General features: G+C 69.7%; 17 protein-coding genes and 1 other RNA gene. 10 read left to right on the top strand and 8 right to left on the bottom strand.

Annotation, left to right across the window (positions count from 1 at the left end):
* Nucleotides 1–250: 250 nt before the first annotated feature.
* Nucleotides 251–646: RNase P RNA component class A (gene rnpB, locus MKK88_RS02765), an RNA gene on the bottom strand.
* Nucleotides 647–692: 46 nt separating this feature from the next.
* The gene (locus tag MKK88_RS02760) at nucleotides 693–1,133 is read right to left on the bottom strand and encodes a VOC family protein (RefSeq protein ID WP_243997061.1); all 441 of its coding nucleotides are present in this window, start codon (nucleotides 1,131–1,133) and stop codon (nucleotides 693–695) included.
* A gap of 225 nt (nucleotides 1,134–1,358) precedes the next feature.
* On the opposite strand from MKK88_RS02760, the gene pepN reads away from it, so the two are divergent.
* Both pepN and MKK88_RS02750 read left to right on the top strand, forming a co-directional pair.
* Nucleotides 1,359–3,980, top strand: a complete 2,622-nt coding sequence (gene pepN / locus MKK88_RS02755; RefSeq protein ID WP_243997060.1) for an aminopeptidase N — start codon at nucleotides 1,359–1,361, stop codon at nucleotides 3,978–3,980.
* 177 nt (nucleotides 3,981–4,157) lie between these two features.
* Entirely contained in the window at nucleotides 4,158–6,512 is a 2,355-nt protein-coding gene (locus MKK88_RS02750) for a PAS domain-containing sensor histidine kinase (RefSeq protein ID WP_243997059.1), read from the top strand.
* Between the two features lie 90 nt (nucleotides 6,513–6,602).
* Here the strand turns inward: MKK88_RS02750 and MKK88_RS02745 are convergent, their stop codons facing one another.
* Nucleotides 6,603–6,857 (bottom strand): hypothetical protein, encoded by a 255-nt coding sequence (locus MKK88_RS02745; RefSeq protein ID WP_243997058.1) that lies wholly within the window; start codon nucleotides 6,855–6,857, stop codon nucleotides 6,603–6,605.
* 192 nt (nucleotides 6,858–7,049) lie between these two features.
* Between MKK88_RS02745 and MKK88_RS02740 the strand changes: the two genes are divergently transcribed.
* Nucleotides 7,050–7,319: a hypothetical protein gene (locus MKK88_RS02740; protein ID WP_243997057.1), complete on the top strand. Its 270-nt coding sequence runs from the start codon at nucleotides 7,050–7,052 to the stop codon at nucleotides 7,317–7,319.
* Nucleotides 7,320–7,416: 97 nt separating this feature from the next.
* On the opposite strand, the gene MKK88_RS02735 is transcribed toward MKK88_RS02740, so the two are convergent.
* Nucleotides 7,417–8,514: a two-component system sensor histidine kinase NtrB gene (locus MKK88_RS02735; protein ID WP_243997056.1), complete on the bottom strand. Its 1,098-nt coding sequence runs from the start codon at nucleotides 8,512–8,514 to the stop codon at nucleotides 7,417–7,419.
* A gap of 114 nt (nucleotides 8,515–8,628) precedes the next feature.
* Entirely contained in the window at nucleotides 8,629–9,261 is a 633-nt protein-coding gene (locus MKK88_RS02730; RefSeq protein WP_243997055.1) for a helix-turn-helix transcriptional regulator, read from the bottom strand.
* A gap of 312 nt (nucleotides 9,262–9,573) precedes the next feature.
* Here MKK88_RS02730 and MKK88_RS02725 point away from each other — a divergent pair, with 312 nt between their 5' ends.
* The 4 genes from MKK88_RS02725 (at nucleotide 9,574) to MKK88_RS02710 (ending at nucleotide 13,716) form a co-directional block, all read left to right on the top strand.
* Nucleotides 9,574–9,924, top strand: a complete 351-nt coding sequence (locus MKK88_RS02725) for a DUF952 domain-containing protein (protein WP_243997054.1) — start codon at nucleotides 9,574–9,576, stop codon at nucleotides 9,922–9,924.
* Nucleotides 9,921–10,997, top strand: coding sequence for a quinone-dependent dihydroorotate dehydrogenase (locus tag MKK88_RS02720; RefSeq protein ID WP_243997053.1), 1,077 nt, complete (start codon nucleotides 9,921–9,923; stop codon nucleotides 10,995–10,997). Before MKK88_RS02725 ends, MKK88_RS02720 begins: the two co-directional genes overlap by 4 nt.
* A gap of 155 nt (nucleotides 10,998–11,152) precedes the next feature.
* Nucleotides 11,153–13,450 carry an FdhF/YdeP family oxidoreductase gene (locus tag MKK88_RS02715; protein WP_243997052.1) on the top strand — a complete coding sequence of 766 codons (2,298 nt, stop codon included), beginning with the start codon at nucleotides 11,153–11,155 and terminating at the stop codon, nucleotides 13,448–13,450.
* Nucleotides 13,447–13,716, top strand: coding sequence for a hypothetical protein (locus MKK88_RS02710; RefSeq protein WP_243997051.1), 270 nt, complete (start codon nucleotides 13,447–13,449; stop codon nucleotides 13,714–13,716). Before MKK88_RS02715 ends, MKK88_RS02710 begins: the two co-directional genes overlap by 4 nt.
* Before the next feature lie 361 nt (nucleotides 13,717–14,077).
* Here MKK88_RS02710 and MKK88_RS02705 read toward each other — a convergent pair whose 3' ends face one another.
* Nucleotides 14,078–14,971, bottom strand: a complete 894-nt coding sequence (locus tag MKK88_RS02705; protein WP_243997050.1) for an HpcH/HpaI aldolase/citrate lyase family protein — start codon at nucleotides 14,969–14,971, stop codon at nucleotides 14,078–14,080.
* Nucleotides 14,972–15,186: 215 nt separating this feature from the next.
* Between MKK88_RS02705 and MKK88_RS02700 the strand changes: the two genes are divergently transcribed.
* On the top strand, nucleotides 15,187–15,540 hold the full coding sequence (locus MKK88_RS02700; protein ID WP_243997049.1) for a hypothetical protein: 354 nt from the start codon (nucleotides 15,187–15,189) through the stop codon (nucleotides 15,538–15,540).
* 229 nt (nucleotides 15,541–15,769) lie between these two features.
* Here the strand turns inward: MKK88_RS02700 and MKK88_RS02695 are convergent, their stop codons facing one another.
* Both MKK88_RS02695 and MKK88_RS02690 read right to left on the bottom strand, forming a co-directional pair.
* Nucleotides 15,770–17,137: an MATE family efflux transporter gene (locus tag MKK88_RS02695; protein ID WP_409566609.1), complete on the bottom strand. Its 1,368-nt coding sequence runs from the start codon at nucleotides 17,135–17,137 to the stop codon at nucleotides 15,770–15,772.
* A 51-nt stretch (nucleotides 17,138–17,188) separates the two neighbouring features.
* On the bottom strand, nucleotides 17,189–17,542 hold the full coding sequence (locus MKK88_RS02690) for a DUF6460 domain-containing protein (protein WP_243997048.1): 354 nt from the start codon (nucleotides 17,540–17,542) through the stop codon (nucleotides 17,189–17,191).
* A gap of 275 nt (nucleotides 17,543–17,817) precedes the next feature.
* Between MKK88_RS02690 and MKK88_RS02685 the strand changes: the two genes are divergently transcribed.
* Both MKK88_RS02685 and MKK88_RS02680 read left to right on the top strand, forming a co-directional pair.
* Entirely contained in the window at nucleotides 17,818–18,774 is a 957-nt protein-coding gene (locus MKK88_RS02685; RefSeq protein WP_243997047.1) for an alpha/beta hydrolase, read from the top strand.
* Nucleotides 18,771–19,309 (top strand): DEAD/DEAH box helicase (locus MKK88_RS02680; protein WP_243997140.1); only part of this gene is annotated, 539 nt, incomplete at its 3' end. The genes MKK88_RS02685 and MKK88_RS02680, both read left to right, overlap by 4 nt.

Below are 19,309 nucleotides of genomic sequence, written 5' to 3'. Positions count from 1 at the left end.
GGCCGGGCCCTGCAACGAGGCAGGTTGCGCCCGGCGATCCGATACACGCCGTTGACGGGAGGATGCCGGGTATCATGGGCCTCGGAGGATCGTCAACGGACAAGCTTGGCGCTGCCGCGCGGATCGATCTGAACCCGGCAAGGTTAACCGAAGGTTTGTGCCGCGCTGGAAAATGCGCGACCGCCAAATTCGGCATGGGCAACGCGGCTCGCCGCTAAGGCCCTGCGCGAGCACAATTTTCCGGCGGCGGTGGATCAGCCGGCCTGTAAGCCGGGTTCTGTAGGGCCGACGCTCACGCGCCGACGTGGCAGCCATTCCTCTGGGACGGTCGTCGCCGACCGCCTCGAGCAACCAACCCGGGCGACTGGCCTGGAGAGAAGGCCTGCCCCTCTCGCGAAGGGCGCGCCGCCCCTATTCGGTCTTGCTCCCGGTGGGGTTTGCCATGCCGTCCGCGTTGCCGCGTCCGCGGTGCGCTCTTACCGCACCCTTTCACCCTGACCCCGGACGCGTCCGGGGCGGTCTGCTCTCTGTGGCACTGTCCCTGGGGTCGCCCCCGCCGGAGGTTATCCGGCACCGTCTCTCCATGGAGCCCGGACTTTCCTCCCCGGACGCGCGAAGCGTCCGGAGCGGCTGCCCGGCCGGCTGATCCGGGGGGCAGATGCGCCCGCGGATCCGTCCGGGTCAAGGACGGATCACCAGGTCCCGGTGTTCTCCATGGAGGTCCAGGGCTCCTGCGGCTCCTTGGCGCCGCCCTTCTGGAGGATCTCGATCGAGATGCCGTCCGGCGACTTCACGAAGGCCATGTAGCCGTCGCGTGGCGGCCGGTTGATGGTCACGCCCTTGTCCCGGAGCTTGGCGCAGAAGGCGTAGATGTCGTCGACCTGATAAGCGAGGTGCCCGAAATTGCGCCCCCCTGAATAGGTTTCCGGATCCCAGTTGTAGGTCAGCTCGACAAGCGGCGATCGCGTCTCCTTGGCCCGGGCGGCGTCGCCGGGGGCGGCCAGGAAGACCAGGGTGAAGCGGCCCTTCTCGTTCTCGACGCGGCGGACCTCCTGCAGGCCGAACGTGTCGACGTAGAAAGCGAGCGCCCGGTCGAGATCGGCCACCCGGACCATGGTGTGCAGGTATTCCATCGCGGGACGTTCCTCTGCTGCGGCGAGGGCCATCAAATGCCCCCGGGGAGAACCAAGATGGCCGGCTCCGCGGCGGCCAATCGCGCTTCTAGCTAGAGCGGCTCCGGGACTGCGGGTAGGCCAGGACGGGCCGCCGCTCCGACCTGCCCCGGCGCGGGCGCGCGTTGCGCCGGGCGCTCCGAGCGACCAGAAGGGATCGTCGCGAACACCCGGAGTGAGAGCCGCATGCGCACCGAGACGCCGCCGCTGATCCGCCTGGAGGAGTATCGGCCCAGCGATTACCTGATCGACCGGGTCGACCTCGACATCCGCCTCGATCCGCACGCCACCCGGATCGACGCGACCCTGGCGCTGCGCCCGAACCCCGCCGGCGTTCCGGCCGCGCCCCTGAACCTCGACGGCGACGACCTGCGGCTGGTCTCGGTGGCCCTTGACGGCGTGGCGCTCGCGCCGGACGCCTACACGGCCTCCCCGGCGGGCCTGAGCCTGCGCGCCCCGCCCCGAGAGCCCTTCACCCTGCGGCTCGTCACCGAAATCGACCCCACCGCCAACACCAAGCTGATGGGGCTGTACCGATCGAGCGGCGTCTACTGCACCCAATGCGAGGCGGACGGCTTCCGTCGCATCACCTATTTCCTCGACCGCCCCGACGTCATGGCGGTCTACACCACGCGGATCGAGGCTGACCGGGCCGAGGCGCCGGTGCTGCTCGGCAACGGCAATCTCGTCGAGTCCGGTCCCGTCGGCACTGATCGGCACTTCGCGGTCTGGCACGATCCGCACCCGAAGCCCGCCTACCTGTTCGCCCTCGTCGGCGGTCGGCTCGGGACGGTCGAGGCCCCCTTCACAACGATGGAGGGCCGTGCCGTCACCTGCGCGGTCTATGTCGAGCCCGGCAAGGAGTCCCGCGCAGGTTACGCGCTCGATGCCGTGATCCGCTCCATGGCCTGGGATGAGACGGCGTTCGGCCGTCCCTATGATCTCGATCTGTTCAACGTCGTGGCCGTGTCGGACTTCAACATGGGCGCCATGGAGAACAAGGGGCTCAACGTCTTTAACGACAAATACGTGCTGGCGAGCCCCGAGACAGCGACGGATGGCGACTACGCCGCCATCGAGGCGATCATCGCGCACGAGTACTTCCACAACTGGTCGGGCAACCGGGTGACCTGCCGGGACTGGTTCCAGCTCTGTCTCAAAGAGGGCCTGACGGTCTTTCGCGACCAGGAGTTCTCCTCGGATATGCGCTCCCGGCCGGTACACCGGATCGCCGAGGTGCGTTCGCTGCGGGCGCGCCAGTTCCCCGAGGATGCCGGGCCTCTGCGCCATCCCGTGCGGCCCAGGGCCTATGCAGAGATCAACAACTTCTACACGGCCACCGTCTACGACAAGGGCGCCGAGATCGTCCGAATGCTGCGCGCGCTGATCGGCGCCGAGGCGTTCCGGGCCGGCATGGACCGGTACTTCGCCGACAATGACGGGCGCGCCGCCACCGTCGAGAGTTTTCTCGCGGCCTTCGCGACCGTCACCGGGCGCGACCTGTCGGTCTTCGCCCGCTGGTACGAGCGCCCCGGCACGCCGCGCCTCTCGGTTTCCGGCCGCTACGATCCGCAGGTCGCCCGCTACACCCTACGGCTCGCACAGAGCCTGCCCGACGCGGATGGGCAGGAGGGGCCACCCCTGGTGATCCCGGTCGCCCTCGGCCTCATCGGCGCTTCGGGACCCCTCACGGGTGCCACCGCCGCGCCGGTGCGGGACGGCGTGTTCGTCCTCGACGGCCCGGAGGCCGAGATCGTCTTCGAGGGTGTCTCTGAGGAGCCCGTCCCCTCGGTGCTGCGCGATTTCTCGGCCCCGGTGCGCCTCGACCTCGCGCTCACCGACGCGCAGCGCATGCGCCTCCTGGCTCATGACAGCGACCCCTTCAACCGCTGGCAGGCCGCCCAGGACGTCGCCCTGCGACTGATCCTCGAACCCGATACCGGCCGCAGGGAGGCCTTCGCGGAGGCGCTGGGGCGCTTCCTCGACGGCGAGGCGCTGGCCGATCCGGCCTTCGCGGCCCTGGTGCTGGCCTTGCCGAGCGAGGGTGAGGCCGCCGACGCCCTTCCGGCCGATGTCGATCCCGACGCGATCCACCGGGCGCGCTTCGACCTGCGGGCGTATCTGGGCCAGGCCTTGCGCCCGCGCCTGGAACGGATCGACGCCGCCCTCGCCCCGGTCGCGGGCGCCCCCTACAGCCCCGATGCCGCTTCGGCCGGGCGCCGGTCGCTCCGCAACGCCGCCCTCGATCTGATCGCAGCGGGCGATCCTGAGGCCGGCGCCGCGCGGGCCGCCGAGCGTCTGGCGGGTGCCACCAACATGACCGACCGCCTCGCCGCGCTGGCCACCCTGGCGCTGATCCCGGGCCAGACCCGGGAGACGGCTCTGGACGAGTTCGCGGCGCGCTACGCCGACGAGCCCCTGGTCCTCGACAAGTGGTTCGCCATCCAGGCCCAGATTCCCGAGGACGGGACGCTGGAGCGAATCACCCGGCTGCAGCAGCACCCCGCCTTCACGCTCACCAACCCGAATCGGGTGCGCGCGCTGATCGGGAGCTTCGCGTTCGGCAACCCGACCCAGTTCGCGCGGCGCGACGGCGCTGGATTTTCGTGTGTGGCCAGGATCGTCGCGGCCCTCGACTCGACCAATCCGCAGGTTGCCGCGCGGATGCTCACGGCCTTCGGATCCTGGCGTCGGCTGGAAAAATCGCGCGCCGCCAAAGCCGCCGAAATGCTCAACGGGATCAAGGCGATCCCGGGTCTCTCCCGGGACACGGCCGACATCCTCGCACGCACCCTGGGAGGCGGCTAAGTAGTTGCATCCACGGTAGAAATTGATTCTTTTGCGGCGGTGCAACAGGCGGCAACGGTCAAGCCCGTATGGTAAAAAAGCCGTGGACAAACCGCCCCCCGGGATGATTGTATTAACCCAGATTCGGGGGGCCGAGCGCTCCGTCCGGTTCACAGTTCCCACGGGCGAGGTTCGGCCATGCCGGAGGCGGGTTCCGCTTCCTTCTCCGCGCGTGCGGACTCGACTGTCGGCGTTTCGTGGCCGGGGCGTGCGCAGGAGACCCGGTTCGGGCAGGCCGAGCGCTGGCTGCGCTTCGCTGTCCCGGGCACGCTGGCGGTCTTCCTCGCCTGCTTGGTCGGGCTGGCGGCCCTCCATATTCGCGGCCAGCGCGCCGAAATCCTTGCGGTTGCCCAGACGGAAATTGAAGGATTTGCGCGCCTGGCCGCGCGTGCCGTCGGTTCCCCGGGGGGCGTCGGAGCAGATCTGCGCGCGCTGATGCCCGAGAGTGGCCGGCATTCGGGCCGGCGACTGCTCCTGGTCCGTCCCGACACCCGCATCATCGCGGCCCATCCGCCCCTCCCGGCCGAGCTGGAGACCCTCTCCCAGGTGCTCGGTAAGAGCGAGCCGCTCTCCGGCCTAGGCGAGCGCGCGGGCGCCATCGCCCTCGACCTTCCGAACGGCCAGAGCGTGCTCGCTGCGATGCACAGCCTGCCGGGCGGCGTCGGTCAGGTCGCTGTCGTGCAGCCGATCGAGCCGCTGCTGCGTGGCTGGAGCGCCCGTACCCGGGACCAGATCGTTCTGATCGCCGCGGCCGCCATCGTGATCGTCGGGGTCGGGCTCGCCTACGGTCTGCAGACCCGGCAGGCGGCCCGGGCCGACCTCGCCCGCGAGACGATCCGCGGGCGCCTGGAGACGGCCCTGCGCCGGGGCAGCTGCGGCCTCTGGGATTGGGACGTCGCCCGGGGGCGGATCTACTGGTCCGACTCGATGTACAGTTTGCTCGGATACCGGCGGCAGCACGAGTATCTCTCGTTCGGTGACGTGAACGGCCTCGTTCACCCCGACGACGGTGACCTCTACAGCCTCGCCCGTGGGGTCGCGGCCAATCAGACCCATATCGACCACGCCTTCCGCATGCGCGGCGCCGACGGGGCCTATGTCTGGTTCCGCGCCCGCGCCGAGGTGGTGGTGAATGGCGTGGACGGCAGCCAGCATCTCGTGGGGATCGCCACCGACATCAGCGAGCAGCGCGCCCTGGAGGAGACCAACGCGGCGGCCGATATGCGCTTGCGCGATGCCGTCGAGGCGATTTCGGAGGCCTTCGTTCTTTGGGACATCGGCAACCGGCTGGTCCTGTGCAATTCGAAGTTCCGCCATCTCCACGCCCTCAGCCCAGAGGATGCCCGCGCCGGCCAGAGCTACACGGAGGTCATGGGCCGGGGCGTGCTGCCCCAGATCCGGCGCGAATCGCCAGAAATCGGTCTCGCGCCCAGCGGCGCGACGGCCCGAACCTTCGAGGCCGAGCTGGCGGACGGCCGCTGGCTCCAGATCAGCGAGCGACGCACCAAGGACGGCGGCTATGTGTCGGTCGGAACCGACATCACCAGCCTGAAGCGCCATCAGGAACAGCTCCTGGCTTCGGAGCGCGAGCTGATCGAGACCGTCAAGGATCTGAAGCGCTCCCGCCGGACCCTGGAACTCCAGACTCAGCAGCTCGCCGACCTCGCCGAGCGCTATCTCGACCAGAAGGCCGTCGCCGAGGCGGCGAACCAAGCCAAGGCGGAGTTCCTGGCCAATATGAGCCACGAGCTGCGCACGCCGCTCAATGCCATCATCGGGTTCGCCGACGTGATGGAGAACGCGGTTCTCGGACCCCTCGGCACGCCCCGCTACACCGAATATTGCCGCGACATCCGCGAGAGTGGCTCGCATCTGCTGTCCATGATCGACGACATCCTCGACATGGCCCGGCTCGAGGCGCGGCGGGTGCGCCTGAACCTCCGGGCGGTCTCGGCGGAGACGGCGGTATCGTCGGCCATCGCACCCTTCGCGGCGGTCGCCGACGAGAAGGCGATCACCGTGAGCGCCGACGTGCCGGCGGGCCTCGAGCTGCAGGCGGATCCGAGCGCGCTTCAACAGATCCTCGCCAACCTCGTGCAGAACGCCGTGAAGTTCACGCCGTCCGGAGGGCAGATCGCCGTGCGGGTGCGGCGCGCGGGGGCGAGCACGCATCTGTACGTGGTCGATAATGGTATCGGCATCCGGCGCTCCGACCTTGCCCGGCTTGGCCGGCCCTTCACGCAGGTCGAGGCGCAGATGACCCGCAGCCACAAGGGTTCGGGCTTGGGGCTCGCCATCACGCGCTCAATGGTGGAACTGCATGGCGGATCGCTGCGCATCCGCTCCGAGGAATCGGTCGGCACCATCGTCCTCGTTCGCCTGCCGGCCGCGCCTGCCGATCCGCTGAACGTGGTCGGTCCGGGCCTTCCGGCTGCGTGCAGTCCCGCCGCACCGCGGAACAGTCGGCGCGGCGCGGCCCCGGTCGCAGCGTAGCGGGCCGGTCGCGTCGAGCGCGGCTGTAGGCCTTCGCGGTGGCGCATTGCGGCGCGTCGAACCGGTGTCCAGTTCAGCGCGGAGAGCGCTCTAACGTCGTGGATCGATGCCGCCGAGGCGGGCCATCCGCCCCTGCTCGGCATGCCAGCGTGCATCTGCGACGGCGCGGGCGAGGCTGCGGATGCGCCAACGCCTGTAGAGACCCAGGATCGGGTTACCGGCGAGCCCCGCCTGATGCCGTTGGAGGCGTCGCAGCAGGCCCGGCAACTGCGCCGAGGCCGCATCGCCGGTGGCGATCGCGATGGCGCGCAACTCGGCTCGGAACCCAGCCTTCCAATCTTCCATGACGCCCGCGTCTCCGCGCCGATGCCACGAACTCCTCCGCCCGGGCAATGAAGCCCTCCCGGGGACGGGGCCCGTCAGGGCCGCGGCATGACTGCACGCCCTGCAAACCCGCGCCGGGGGGATGGGTTTACGCCACAGACGATCCGTTCGGCGGATCACCCACGGAGCATACGGCCCATGCGATCCAGGACAATGCGGCGCGTCATCCTCGCAACCACGCTCGGCCTCGCCGCGACGCCAGCGCTGGCGCAGAGCACCGGTTACGTCACAGGCTTTCCCGGGAAGGATCCCGCGGGCGACGAGGAGATCGGCTGGGGCCCGGCCTATCGGCCCGAGACGAGTTTCGCCCAGCCCGGTACGCCGCCGACGCCGGGCTCGATCGCCGGCGGCGCCTATCGCGCCAGAACCGGCCATGGGGTCTATGACCGCGTCGAGGGCGATGACGTCTACCGGCGTCGGTAGCGGGTCGCGCGTCGCGCGGGTGCATGTCCGCCGACGCCGGCGACCGTCGGAGGGGGATGGACCAGGGCCTCCCACCGGCCGCGCGAAACCCGCGTGTTCAGTGGAGCGTCCGGTCCGGTGCCGCCGGAAAGGACAGCCGCACCTCGGTCCCCCCGCCGGTCCGGCTGTCCAGGGTGATGGTTCCGTTCTGGCGCTTCATCAGGCCGTGGACGATCGCGAGGCCGGCGCCGCGCCCGGCCTCGTGGCTGGTCTGAAACGGCGCGAGCGCCCGGGCCAGCATCTCGGGTGACATGCCCTGTCCCGTATCGGCCACCAGGATTCCGACGCTGCCGGCACCTGGCTGCTGCATCGCCCGGTCGCCGGGATCGACCCGGAAGGTCGCGAGCGTCAGGGTGCCACCGGACGGCATGGCCTCGCAGGCATTGGTGACGAGGTGTCGGACGGCGAATTCGATCTGGGTCGGATTGCTGATGGCCTGCGGCAGGCCGGCGGTGGGCGCCACGTTGAGCCGGATCCCGCTGGGCAGATCGGGTGCGATGCGGTCTGCCAGATCGGCCAGGATGGCGTTGAGATCGACCGCCCGCACCTCCGGCGCGATGCGGCGGGAATAGGCCAGGAGGTGGCGCGTCAGGATGGCCGCCCGCTCGGTGGCGTCGGCCGAACGGGAGATGGCCCGCTGGATGAAGGGTTCCTGGCGATCGCCGAGGCGGCGCTTCAGACCGTCGATGTAGCCGATCAGGATCTGCAGGAAATTGTTGAACTCGTGGGCGACGCTGTTGGTCAGGAGCCCCAGCGCCTCGCGCTGCCGGGACAGGGCGAGCGCGCCCTCGGCCTCGCGACGCGTCGTGACGTCGAGGATCTGGCCGACCCGGAACGGCGTGCCGGGCAGCGGCGCCGTGGTCAGGCACGCCCAGTAACTCGTCCCGTCGGCGCGCAGCGCCGCAAACTCCTGCGCGCCGTCGTGGGCGGGATCGAGCGCGGCCGTATGCGGCGTTTGGATGAGGTCGAATCCCCGCCGGATGAGTGCCTCGGCCGGGTGGCCCGTCAGGCGTTCAAGGGCGGAATTGACGTGGTGGATCCGGCCCTGCGCACCGAGGAGCAGGCTCGGTGTGGGCAGGGCGTCGAAGAGGGCTTGGGCCTCTTGCGTCAGTGGCGCATAGGCTTGGGCATTGGGATCCATTCCGGGCTGCGCCATGCTGCGTTCGCGCTCAGCGGATGCGGAAGGCCCGCGACGGGCCAGCGATAGCGGCGAACGCCGCCGCGGCCAAGCCGCCGCTCGCGATCACGCCCCCGGGCTGTGCCGAAACGTCTACTGCCGCACCCACATCACCCGAGCCATCCAGGCGATCTCGCCGAGGTTCAGGATCCGATCCTCGTGCTCCGGATTCAGCGATGCGAGTTCGACGGTCCGCGCCGTGCGCCGCTTCAATTCCTTCGCCAGAACCTCGCCCCCGTGCAGGCGAACCACGACGCGATCACCCTTGCGCACGCTGGCGGTGGGCGAGACGATCAGCACGTCGCCGTCGCGGAACAAAGGCAGCATCGAATCGCCCTGGATCTCCAGCGCGAAGGCCCGCTCCTCGCCGAGATCGGGAAACTCGATCTCCTCCCAACCCGCGCCGCCGGTGGGCATGCCCTCGTCGGTAAACAGGCGGCCGGCACCGGCCTGGGTCAGGCCGATCAGCGGCACCATGGTGCGGGCCGGGATCTCCCGGGCCTCGATCAGCCGCAGGAACTCGTCCAGGCTGGAACCCGTGGCGGCCAGAACCTTCGAGACCGATTCGGTCGAGGGCCAGCGCTTCCGGCCATCGGCACCCACACGCTTGGAGCGGTTGAAGCTCGTCGCGTCGAGACCGGCGCGGCGGGCGAGCCCGGAGGCCGAATAGCCATGCCGTTCGGCGAGCCGGTCGATGGCGTTCCAGATCTGCTCGTGCGACAGCATGGCGGTCTCGAAGGCTTGACCCTGACCGGGCCGGCACCCCGGCCCGCCAGCTGAGGGCTGGCTGTCTTGGGTGCGCGAGGACGTGATCCCGCCGGGCAGGGTCAACACCCAGCGGTTACGCACGGAAACAACAGACCTTGCACGGTCAGGCGCCGAACACCCTGCCCGGACGCTGCTCTGTGACGCACCACCTAATCGTAGGAAAGTAGAACTACAGACCGCAGATTGCAATCGCTCCTCGAATAAGCGGCGTGCCGGTGTTGCCGCAGGCCGGCGCCCCCTCTATTCACGCGACGGTTCCGGGGAGCTTCGATGGCGCTCATCTACAAGATCTGTCCGCGCCCCCTGTGGCGCGAGGCCGAGGCCGCGGGTCAATTCACAGGCGCGCCGATCGACCGCCAGGATGGCTTCATCCATTTCTCCACGGCGGCGCAGGCGGCGGAGACAGCAGCCCGCCACTTCGCCGGGCAGGACAACCTGCTCCTGATCGCCATCGACGCGGAAGCCCTCGGCGATGCCCTGCGCTACGAGCCCTCCCGGGGCGGCGATCTGTTCCCTCATCTCTACGGCCCGCTGTCCCTCGACGCCGTGACCTCCGTGGACGCCCTACCGCTCGGCGCGGATGGCCGCCACATCCTGCCGGCCGGGCTCCTGCCGGCATGATCGGCGCCGCCTTCCCGTTGGTACGGCCGCTGCTCCATCGCCTCGACGCGGAGCGCGCGCACGACCTGACCCTGCGCGCCCTGGCGCTCCTGCCGGCTCCAAGCCCGGCTCAGGACGATCCACGCTTGGCCGTCGACCTCCTCGGATGTCGGTTCCCCAACCCGGTCGGTCTGGCTGCCGGCTTCGATAAGGGCGCCCGAATCCCGGACGCGCTGCTCGGCCTCGGTTTCGGATTCGTGGAGGTCGGCGGCGTGGTGCCGCGGCCGCAGCCGGGCAACCCGCAGCCGCGGGTGTTCCGCCTCGCCGCCGACCGGGCGGTGATCAACCGCTACGGCCTGAACAGCGAGGGGCTGACGGTCGTGGCGGCCCGATTGCGCGCCCGGGCGGGCCGGCCCGGCATCGTCGGCGTCAATATCGGGGCCAACAAGGACTCAACCGACCGCCTCGCCGATTACGCCGCCTGCACATCCACCCTGGCGCCGCTGGTGGATTTCGTCACCGTCAATGTCTCCTCGCCGAACACGCCGGGGCTGCGCGATCTCCAGGGCGAGGCGTTCCTCGACGAGTTGCTCGCCCGCACGGTCGAGGCCCGGGACGCGACCGGCGCCGGGGCGGCGATCCTGCTGAAGATCGCCCCCGATATGGCGCTCGACGCCCTCGATGCCGTCTGTGCGACCGCCCGCCGCCGGGGCGTGCAGGCGCTCGTCGTGTCGAACACCACCGTGGCGCGGCCCGCGAGCCTGGTTGAGCAGGGGCTCGCCCGGGAGACCGGTGGACTCTCCGGCCGACCGCTGTTCGGGCCGGCGACGCGGATGCTGGCCCAGGCGCGCCTGCGCCTCGGACATGACCTCCCGCTGATCGGGGTCGGCGGTGTCGATTCGGCCGAGGCCGCCTGGACCAAGATCCTGGCCGGCGCGAGCCTCGTCCAGCTCTACTCGGCGCTTGTCTATGACGGGCCGGGACTCGTCGGCCGGATCAAGGCGGGTTTGCTGGAGCGAATGGACCGGGCGGGCGTGACGCGGCTCAACGCGCTGGTCGGCCGCGATGCGGAAGAACTCGCCCGCGCGACCTAGATTTGAGTTGTCCTTAGAAAAACTTTGCCCAGCGGGCATTTAGTCTGTGCCCCATGCATGAGGGGCCTGCGCGCGCACGCCATTGTGAGCGTGCCGCGGACACGCTTATCTCGCGTCTGCGAGATCGCTCGCGTCAGCCAATCCAGGACCGATCCATGGCCCAGTCCGAAGGGTCTTCCAAGCGCTCGTCCGCCGCCGGCGGCTGGGGCGCTCTGAAGAGCTGCGGCAAGCATCTGCTCGGCAGCCGCGCGCCGCTCACGGGCGCCCGCGCCCTGTTGAAGGCCAACCAGCCCGACGGGTTCGATTGTCCCGGCTGCGCCTGGGGCGACCCGGAGCACGGCTCGTCGTTCGAGTTCTGCGAGAACGGCGTGAAGGCCGTCTCGTGGGAGGCGACCGACAAGCGCACGCCGCCCGCCTTCTTCGCCAAGCACACGCTGACCGAGCTGCGGACCTGGAGCGACTACGCCCTGGAGGGCGAGGGCCGCCTGACCCATCCGCTGCGCTACGACGCGGCGAGCGACCGCTACCTCCCGGTGAGCTGGGACGAGGCCTTCGCGGAGATCGGCGCGGAACTCCGCGCGCTCGAACACCCGGACCAGGCCGAATTCTACACCTCGGGCCGCGCCTCGAACGAGGCTGCCTACATCTACCAGCTCTTCGCCCGCGCCTACGGGACCAACAACTTCCCCGACTGCTCGAACATGTGCCACGAGGCCAGCGGCGTGGCCCTGATCGATGCGATCGGCATCGGCAAGGGCACGGTGCTGCTGGAGGATTTCGAGAAGGCGGACGCGATCTTCTGCGTCGGCCAGAATCCCGGCACCAACCATCCGCGCATGCTCGGCGACCTGCGCCGGGCGGCCGAGCGCGGCGCCGAGGTCGTGGTGCTGAACCCGGTGCGGGAGCGCGGGTTGGAGCGCTTCGCCGACCCGCAGAACACCGTCGAGATGCTGCGCGGTTCGAGCCGCCCGATCGCCAGCCACTACCTGCAGCCGCGCTCCGGCGGCGACATGGCGGCCTTCCGGGGCATCGCCAAGATCGTGTTCGCCCGGGACGCCGAGGCCATTGCGGCCGGGCGGCCCTCGCTCCTCGACCGCGCCTTCCTGGAGCACCATACGGCCGGGCTCGAGGCCTATCGGGCCGCCGTCGAGGCGACTACCTGGGAGGCGATCCTCGACCAGTCGGGCCTTACGATGGACGCGATCACCGCGATGGCGGACGTCTATCTCGGGGCGCAGCGGGTGATCGCCACCTGGGCGATGGGCGTGACCCAGCACCGGCACTCGGTGGCGACGATCCGCGAGATCACCAATCTTCTGTTCCTGCGCGGCCATATCGGCCGGCCCGGCGCGGGTCTCTGCCCGGTGCGGGGCCATTCGAACGTGCAGGGCGACCGGACGGTCGGCATCAACGAGCGGCCCGCCGCGGCCTTTCTGGATTCGCTGGAGCAGCATTTCGGGGTCGCGATGCCCCGCCGCCACGGCCACAACGTGCTGGCGGCGATCCGCGCCATGCGCGACGGTTCGGCGAAGGCCTTTATCGGTCTCGGCGGCAACTTCTTGCGGGCGACGCCCGATACGCCGGTGGTGGCGCAGGCGCTGGCCTCGTGCCGGCTCACCGTCCACATCGCCACGAAGCTCAACCACGCCCATCTCGTGCCCGGCGCAGTCGGCTATCTGCTGCCCTGCCTCGGACGGACGGAGATCGACCGGAACCCGGAGGGCAAGGTTCAGATCGTGACCGTCGAGGATTCGATGAGCATGGTCCACGGCTCGGGCGGCATCAACAAGCCGGCCTCGAAGGAGCTGCGCTCGGAGATCGCGATCATCGCGGGCATCGCGGCGGCGACGGTTGGCTCGTCCGCCATCGACTGGGCCGGGTTCGCGGCCGATTACGACCGGATCCGTGACGCGATCGGTGCGACCATCCCCGGTTTCGACGGCTACAACAGCCGGGTCCGCAAGCCGCGCGGCTTCAAGCTCCGCAACCTTGCGGCCGAGCGGGTGTTCGAGACCGATACAGGCAGGGCCAATTTTTCGGCCGAGGCCCTTCCGGTCGAAACCGAGCATCAGGCCGCCCGAAAGACCAGCGACACCTACGTGCTGCAGACTTTCCGCAGCCACGACCAGTACAACACCACGATCTACGGGCTCGATGACCGCTATCGGGGCGTCTACGGCGAGCGCCGTGTGGTCTTCGCCCATCCGGACGACCTCGCGGAGATCCGCGATCGGCTCGGCGAGCGCGTCGACATCGTCGGCACGCATGCGGACGGCATCACCCGGCGGGCCGAGGATTTCCGCCTCGTGCCGTTCGACATGCCCCGCGGTGCGCTGGCAGGCTACTACCCGGAGCTGAACGTGCTCGTGCCGCTCTCGACCTACGGCGAGAAGAGTGACACGCCAACTTCCAAGTCGGTGTTGGTGACGCTTCAGGCGCGCGCGGCCGCGTGAGCGAATCGCCCGAGGAGGCGGCCTTCGTCGCGGCCCTCGACCGGATTGCGGCGGCTTGCCCGGCGTTGCCGCCCCTGGAGGCCGGCCTCTTGGCGGCGTTGGATGTCGGCCTGCCCGGCGACAGCCGTGCCTTTGCCCGGACTTTCGGGGTGGAGCACGCGCTCGTGCTGCGGGCACTTGCCGGGCTGGAGGAAGCCGGTCGCATCGCCGTCACGGCCCGGGATGCGCGGACGCAGCGGACGCGGTTTGCGGCGGCGGGTGTATGACGGGGTGAGCTTCCAGCCCCCCTGACTCTCCCTACCCCTCTGCCAACTCCGACACTCGAAGATCTGGGTCGGCACCGATGCTGGCGACCGCGCGACAAGCCCCCCTCTCCGTGCGGCAGAAGGTTGAGGCGAGGGTCGAGAACGCTCAGGATCGAGCACAGGATTGATGTGCCGAGAGGGCGAGCCTCCTACTGAAATTTCTCGTCCCTCACCCTGTCCCTCTTCCGCTCGGGAGGGGAGACCCGCGCTCAATCCCACGATCGCGACGTCGTAAACGATGTCTGAGTTCGTGAGACGCTGCGGGGAAGGCAAGAGCGCCCATTCTCGGCCGCCGCGTGACGCGCCTGACCTGCTCCCCGCCTCAGAACCCCTTCGCCTTGATGGCTTCCGCCCAGGTCACGGCCCGGCGGTTCACCCCGAGGTGCTGACGCTCGTAGAGGCGGCCCTCCAGCTTGATCGCGCCGCGCTTCGCGTATTCCGGCCGCTCGAACGCCTCGATCACCAACTTGGCCCTGCGCACCTCCTCCTCGGTCGGCGCGAAGGAGGTGTTGGCCGGTTCCAGCTGCGTCGGATGGATCAGGGTCTTGCCGTCGAAACCCAGATCGCGGGCCTGACGGCACTCCGCGCGGCAGCCCTCCGTGTCGGCGATGTCGTTGTAGACGCCGTCGAGAATCGCGAGACCCTCGGCCCGGGCGGCGGCCAAAGCCATCATCATCCAGGGCAGCATGGGTACGCGACCCGGCACGATCTTCGCCCAGGTGTCCTTGGCGAGGTCGTTGGTGCCGAGCACCAGACAGGTCAGGCGGTTGCGGGGATCGCGCTTGGCCCGGGCGATCTCCTGAATGTTCAGGATTGAGGCCGGCGTCTCAATCATCGCCCAGATCGCGAGATCCTCCGGGGCGTCGAGGGATTCGAGCCGGTCGGCGATGCTCTCCAGCACGGCCGGGGACGACACCTTGGGCATCAGAATCGCGTTGGGTTTGGCCTCGATGGCCGCGTGGAGATCCGCCTCGCCCCAGGGCGTCTGCGGGGCGTTGACCCGGATCACCAACTCCCGGCTGCCGTATTCCCCGCCCTTCACCGCAGCGCAGACCTGCGCGCGGGCAATCTCCTTCTCCTCGGGCCCGACCGCGTCCTCGAGATCGAGGATGATGCTGTCCACCGGCAGCGTCTTCGCCTTGTCGAGGGCCCGCTGATTCGATCCGGGCATGTAGAGCACGCTCCGGCGCAGGCGCAGGTCGGTCGTCAGGGCCATGGGCTTCTCCCGCGTATGGCCGCCGGGCGGCCTGTCGTCGTTGCAGCGCACCCTAAAGCACACGGCCCCTCGCGCTACACCCCAGAGGTACGGTTTCGTGAGTTCCGTTGCGGTTTGATACCGAGCTCAATCTTCGAGGATCAAAGCCGTGGTTTGGTCATGTTCCAACGATTAAAGGCGGCGCTTATTGAAGTCTCGGGCTGTGAGTTTTGGACATGCGCAGAGTTCTGGTCGCCCTCGCCCTCATCGGTGCGCTCGCCGCGCCCGGGGCGGCCCAGGCGCAGAGCCGGACGACACTCGGGGTTGGGTCCGGCGCCGTCGCGGGCGCGCTGGTCGGCGGACCGATCGGGGCCGTCGCGGGGGCCGTGGTTGGCGGCCTCGTCGGCAATTCGACGGAGCGGCGGCGCCATCGGGTGCGGCGCAGCCGCCGCTACGGCTATGCGGCCCCCCGGCGACCTGTCGCGCGCCGGGTGGAGGCTGCGGTGCCGCGGGAGGCGCGGCCCGTGAATCAATCTGCAGCCGCGCAGGCGCCCGCCCCCGTCGCCACCACATGGACGGATCCGCACTGAGCGCCATAAAACGCGTTCGCCATCGGACAGTCCGATCCGCTCGCTTCGTTCTGAGCTGACCGCGTCACCGGGCCGCGAAGAGGAACTCCAGGGATCCGGGAGCGAGCTGGAGGACTCCTTCGAGGCCTGCGCGGCGCTCCGAAGCTGGAGGGTGAGGGGATTGGATGGTCGATCCAGAGCTTCCCGGTCTTGCGTCGTATGCCGTGAACCGCAGCGCCATGGACGACGCTCAGGCCGCCCTCCGCAGGGGCAACGGGCCGGTCGTCCCGGCAAAGGTCGCGCGGGTGAGCGAGGGATATGCGAAGGCCTGGCCGAGGCCCCTCGCGCCCAGGAACGCCACGAAGGCGAGCCACAGGCCGGCATTGCCGAGGCCGAGCGCCTGAACCGCGGCGAGCGCCACGGCATAGACCGCGAGGGCGCAGAGCATCAGGTTGCGCATCACCCGCGTCCAGGTCGCACCGATATAGATGCCGTCATAGGCGAACGGCGCGGCGGCCACGAGCGGTGCCAAAGCGGCGATCACGAGGTAGGCCCGCGCGGTCTCGCGCACCGGACCGTTCGTCGTGACGCAATCGATGAAGGCCCCCCCGCCCGCGAAGGCCAGCAGGCTGACCACGAGACCGAAGCCGAGGCACCAACGCAGGCTCAAGCTGGCCGAGGCATGGAACGCGTCTGCGTCCCGGGCACCAACCGCGCGCCCGCACAGGGTTTGAGCCGCCGTGGCGAAGCCATCGAGGAAGAAACCGCCGATCAGGAAGAGATTCCACAGCACGGAATTGGCCGCCAGCACCACGTCGCCCTGGCGGGCGCCGAGCGCCGAGAACAGGACGATCGCGGTGATCAGTGCCAGGGTCCGCAGGATCACGTCGACGTTGACGCTCAGCGTCCGGCGCAGGGCCGCTGCATCGCGCAGGTCGCGCAGGGGCACTTGGAACGGGCGTGAACCCAGCCGCGCCAGCACGATCAGCCCGAGCCCGAGGCCCAACGCCTCCGTGCAGACGGTCGCCAGCGCCGCGCCCGCCAGTCCCAGGCCGAGACCCAGGACCAGCGCGAGGGTCAGCCCGATAGTGATCAGGTTGATCGCCACCTGAAGCAGCAGGCCGAGATCGGTCCGGCCGCGACCCAGGACCGAGCCGAGCACCCCGTAATTCGCCAGCACGAACGGCGCCGACAGGATGCGGATGTGGAAGTAGGTCGCGAGCCCTGCCTGCACGGCGTCGCTCGCCCCGCTGATCGCGAAGGCGATCTGGCCGACCGGCCATTGCAGCGCGACCAGCAGAAGCCCGATCAGGACGCCCGCCGCGAGCGTCCGGGCCAGAATCCGGTCGATCTCCCGGTCGTCGCGGGCGCCGACCGCCTGCGCGGTGAGGCCGGCGGTCGCCATGCGCAGGGTGCCGAAGGACCAGAAGAGCGCGTCGAAGATCACCGCGCCGAGCGCGACGGCCCCGAGCAGGGCCGCATCGCCCAGCCGGCCGATCACCGCCGCGCCCACGAAGCCGAGCATCGGCGTCGTGACGTTGGCGAGCGTCATCGGCAGGGCGAGGGCCAGCACCCGGCGATGCGTCGGCTGATCCAGGCGTAAGGTCACGGGCGTCATGCCGCGACCTTAGCGGCTGCGAACGATTCGTGAACCCTTGCGGGCTGCCGATCAGCGCGAAACGGAGAACAGGCGCGCGATGAACCAGAGCGGCACGACCACGATTGCCCCCGCGACGATCCAGCCGCCGAAATCATGCAGCGAGGCGAGGCCGACTTCCAGCAGCGCCCGGGCCGAGTCGTAGAGGTGCCAGAACAGGCGCCCCGGCGTCAGGCCCAGCATCGACATGAAGGCGCCGACGAGGATCGACAGGAACAGCAGGCGCAGGAACACCCCGGCCGGCGAACCGCCGAGGAAGCGCCGCAACGCCGAGTCCCGGGGACGGAAGGAATCCGCCCCGTAGCCGCCCGGCGGCATCCCATGCTGCGTGTCGTCCCGCCGGTGCCGTTGATGATCGACGAGCATCGTGTCCTCGTGAAACCCCGCGCCGTTCGATCATCGATGAAGCGGGCAGAACCGTGGCCGGTACATCACACCGCATCGAAACCCGCGGGGCGATCGAGCGTTGGCTGATTTCACCCGCCCCCCGAGATGGCAACCGGCGATGATCTCGCCAAGATGGCCGGTGCGGCGGGGACGGCGCCGGGACTGCCCCGGCCGCGCCAAGGGGTCCAGGGACGATGTCCCAGGAGCCGAATGTTTCGTAAGAGGTTTCAGGTGCCGACGGGACCCAACGCACGATGATCGACCACGCCCTGTTCGACCCGGCGACGATCGATCCCGAGACCACCCGGCTGAACGCCGAGATCGTGGCCGCCCATGCGGCTTTGCCCGATCCCTGGTCGCTGTCGATCCACGAGGTCCGCGAGCGCCGTCGGAAGGGCACGAAGGCCGCGCCCGCGATGCCGCACAGCGCCCGGGCCGAATGGCTGACGATCGACGGGCCCGGCGGCCCGCTCAAGCTCCGCGTGATCCGTCCGAAGCCCGGCACGAAGCTGCGCGGCGCCTACCTGCACATCCACCGGGGCGGCTGGGTCTGGGGTGCGGCGGACGAGCAGGATCCCTGGCTGGAGCGGATCGCGGATGCCTGCGGCTTCGTCGCCCTGTCGGTGGAGTACCGGCTGGCCCCGGAGCATCCCTATCCGGCCGCCCTGCTCGATTGCGAGGCGGCGGCCCTGTGGTTGGCTGGGCCCGGCCGAGCCGAGTTCGGGATCCACGCCCTGACCATCGGCGGTGAATCGGTCGGCGCCCACTTGGCCGTGATGGTGCTGCTGCGTCTGCGCGACAAGCACAACCTGACGCGGGCGTTCCGGGGCGCCAACCTCAATGCCGGATTCTTCGACCTGGGCCTGACCCCCTCGGTGCGCAACTGGGGCGAGGAGCGCCTGGTCGTGAACACGCGCGACCTCACCAATTTCGCCAACGGCTATGTCCGCGAGGGGATCGACCGCCGCCGGCCGGACGTGTCGCCGATCTACGCGGAGCTGAAGGGTCTCCCGCCTGCCCTGTTCACGATCGGCACCAGGGACCCATTGCTGGACGATACGCTCTACATGTCGGCGCGCTGGGCGGCGGCGGGCAATGGCGGCCACACCGCGATCTATCCCGGCGGCTGCCACGTCTTCGCCCGCTATCCGAGCGCGATCAGCGAGCAGGCTCTGGAGTTGATCGACCGCTTCCTGATGGCCCTCGCCTGAGCGAGCCTGCGGAGATCCTGCCGGAACGCTTCCGGGCGTGGTTCGCCGCGCGTGGCTGGGCGCCACGGCCACATCAGCTCGATCTCCTGCGGATCGCGGGGGCGGGCCGCTCGGCCCTGCTGGTGGCGCCGACCGGGGCCGGCAAGACGCTCGCCGGCTTCCTGCCAAGCCTCGTCGCCTTGGCCGAGCGCGGGCCGCAGAAGCTGAAGCCGGCGGGGCTCCACACGCTCTATATCTCACCGCTGAAAGCGTTGGCGGTCGACATTGCCCGCAACCTCGAGGCGCCGATCGCCGAGATGGACCTGCCGGTGCGCGTCGAGACCCGCACCGGCGACACGCCGGCCCACAAGCGCACCCGTCAGATCAGCCGGCCGCCCGATATCCTGCTGACGACGCCGGAGCAGCTGGCGCTGCTGATCGCCCATCGCGAGGCAACGGACTTCTTTTCCGGATTGCGCTGCGTGGTGCTGGACGAGTTGCACGCGCTGGTCACGTCGAAGCGGGGTGATCTGCTGTCGCTGGCGATGGCGCGGCT

The sequence above is a fragment of the Methylobacterium sp. E-005 genome, assembly GCF_022829725.1.
Classification (GTDB): domain Bacteria; phylum Pseudomonadota; class Alphaproteobacteria; order Rhizobiales; family Beijerinckiaceae; genus Methylobacterium.
Note: the sequence above shows the minus strand (reverse complement) of the source record. Positions and strands in the feature narration are given on the sequence as shown.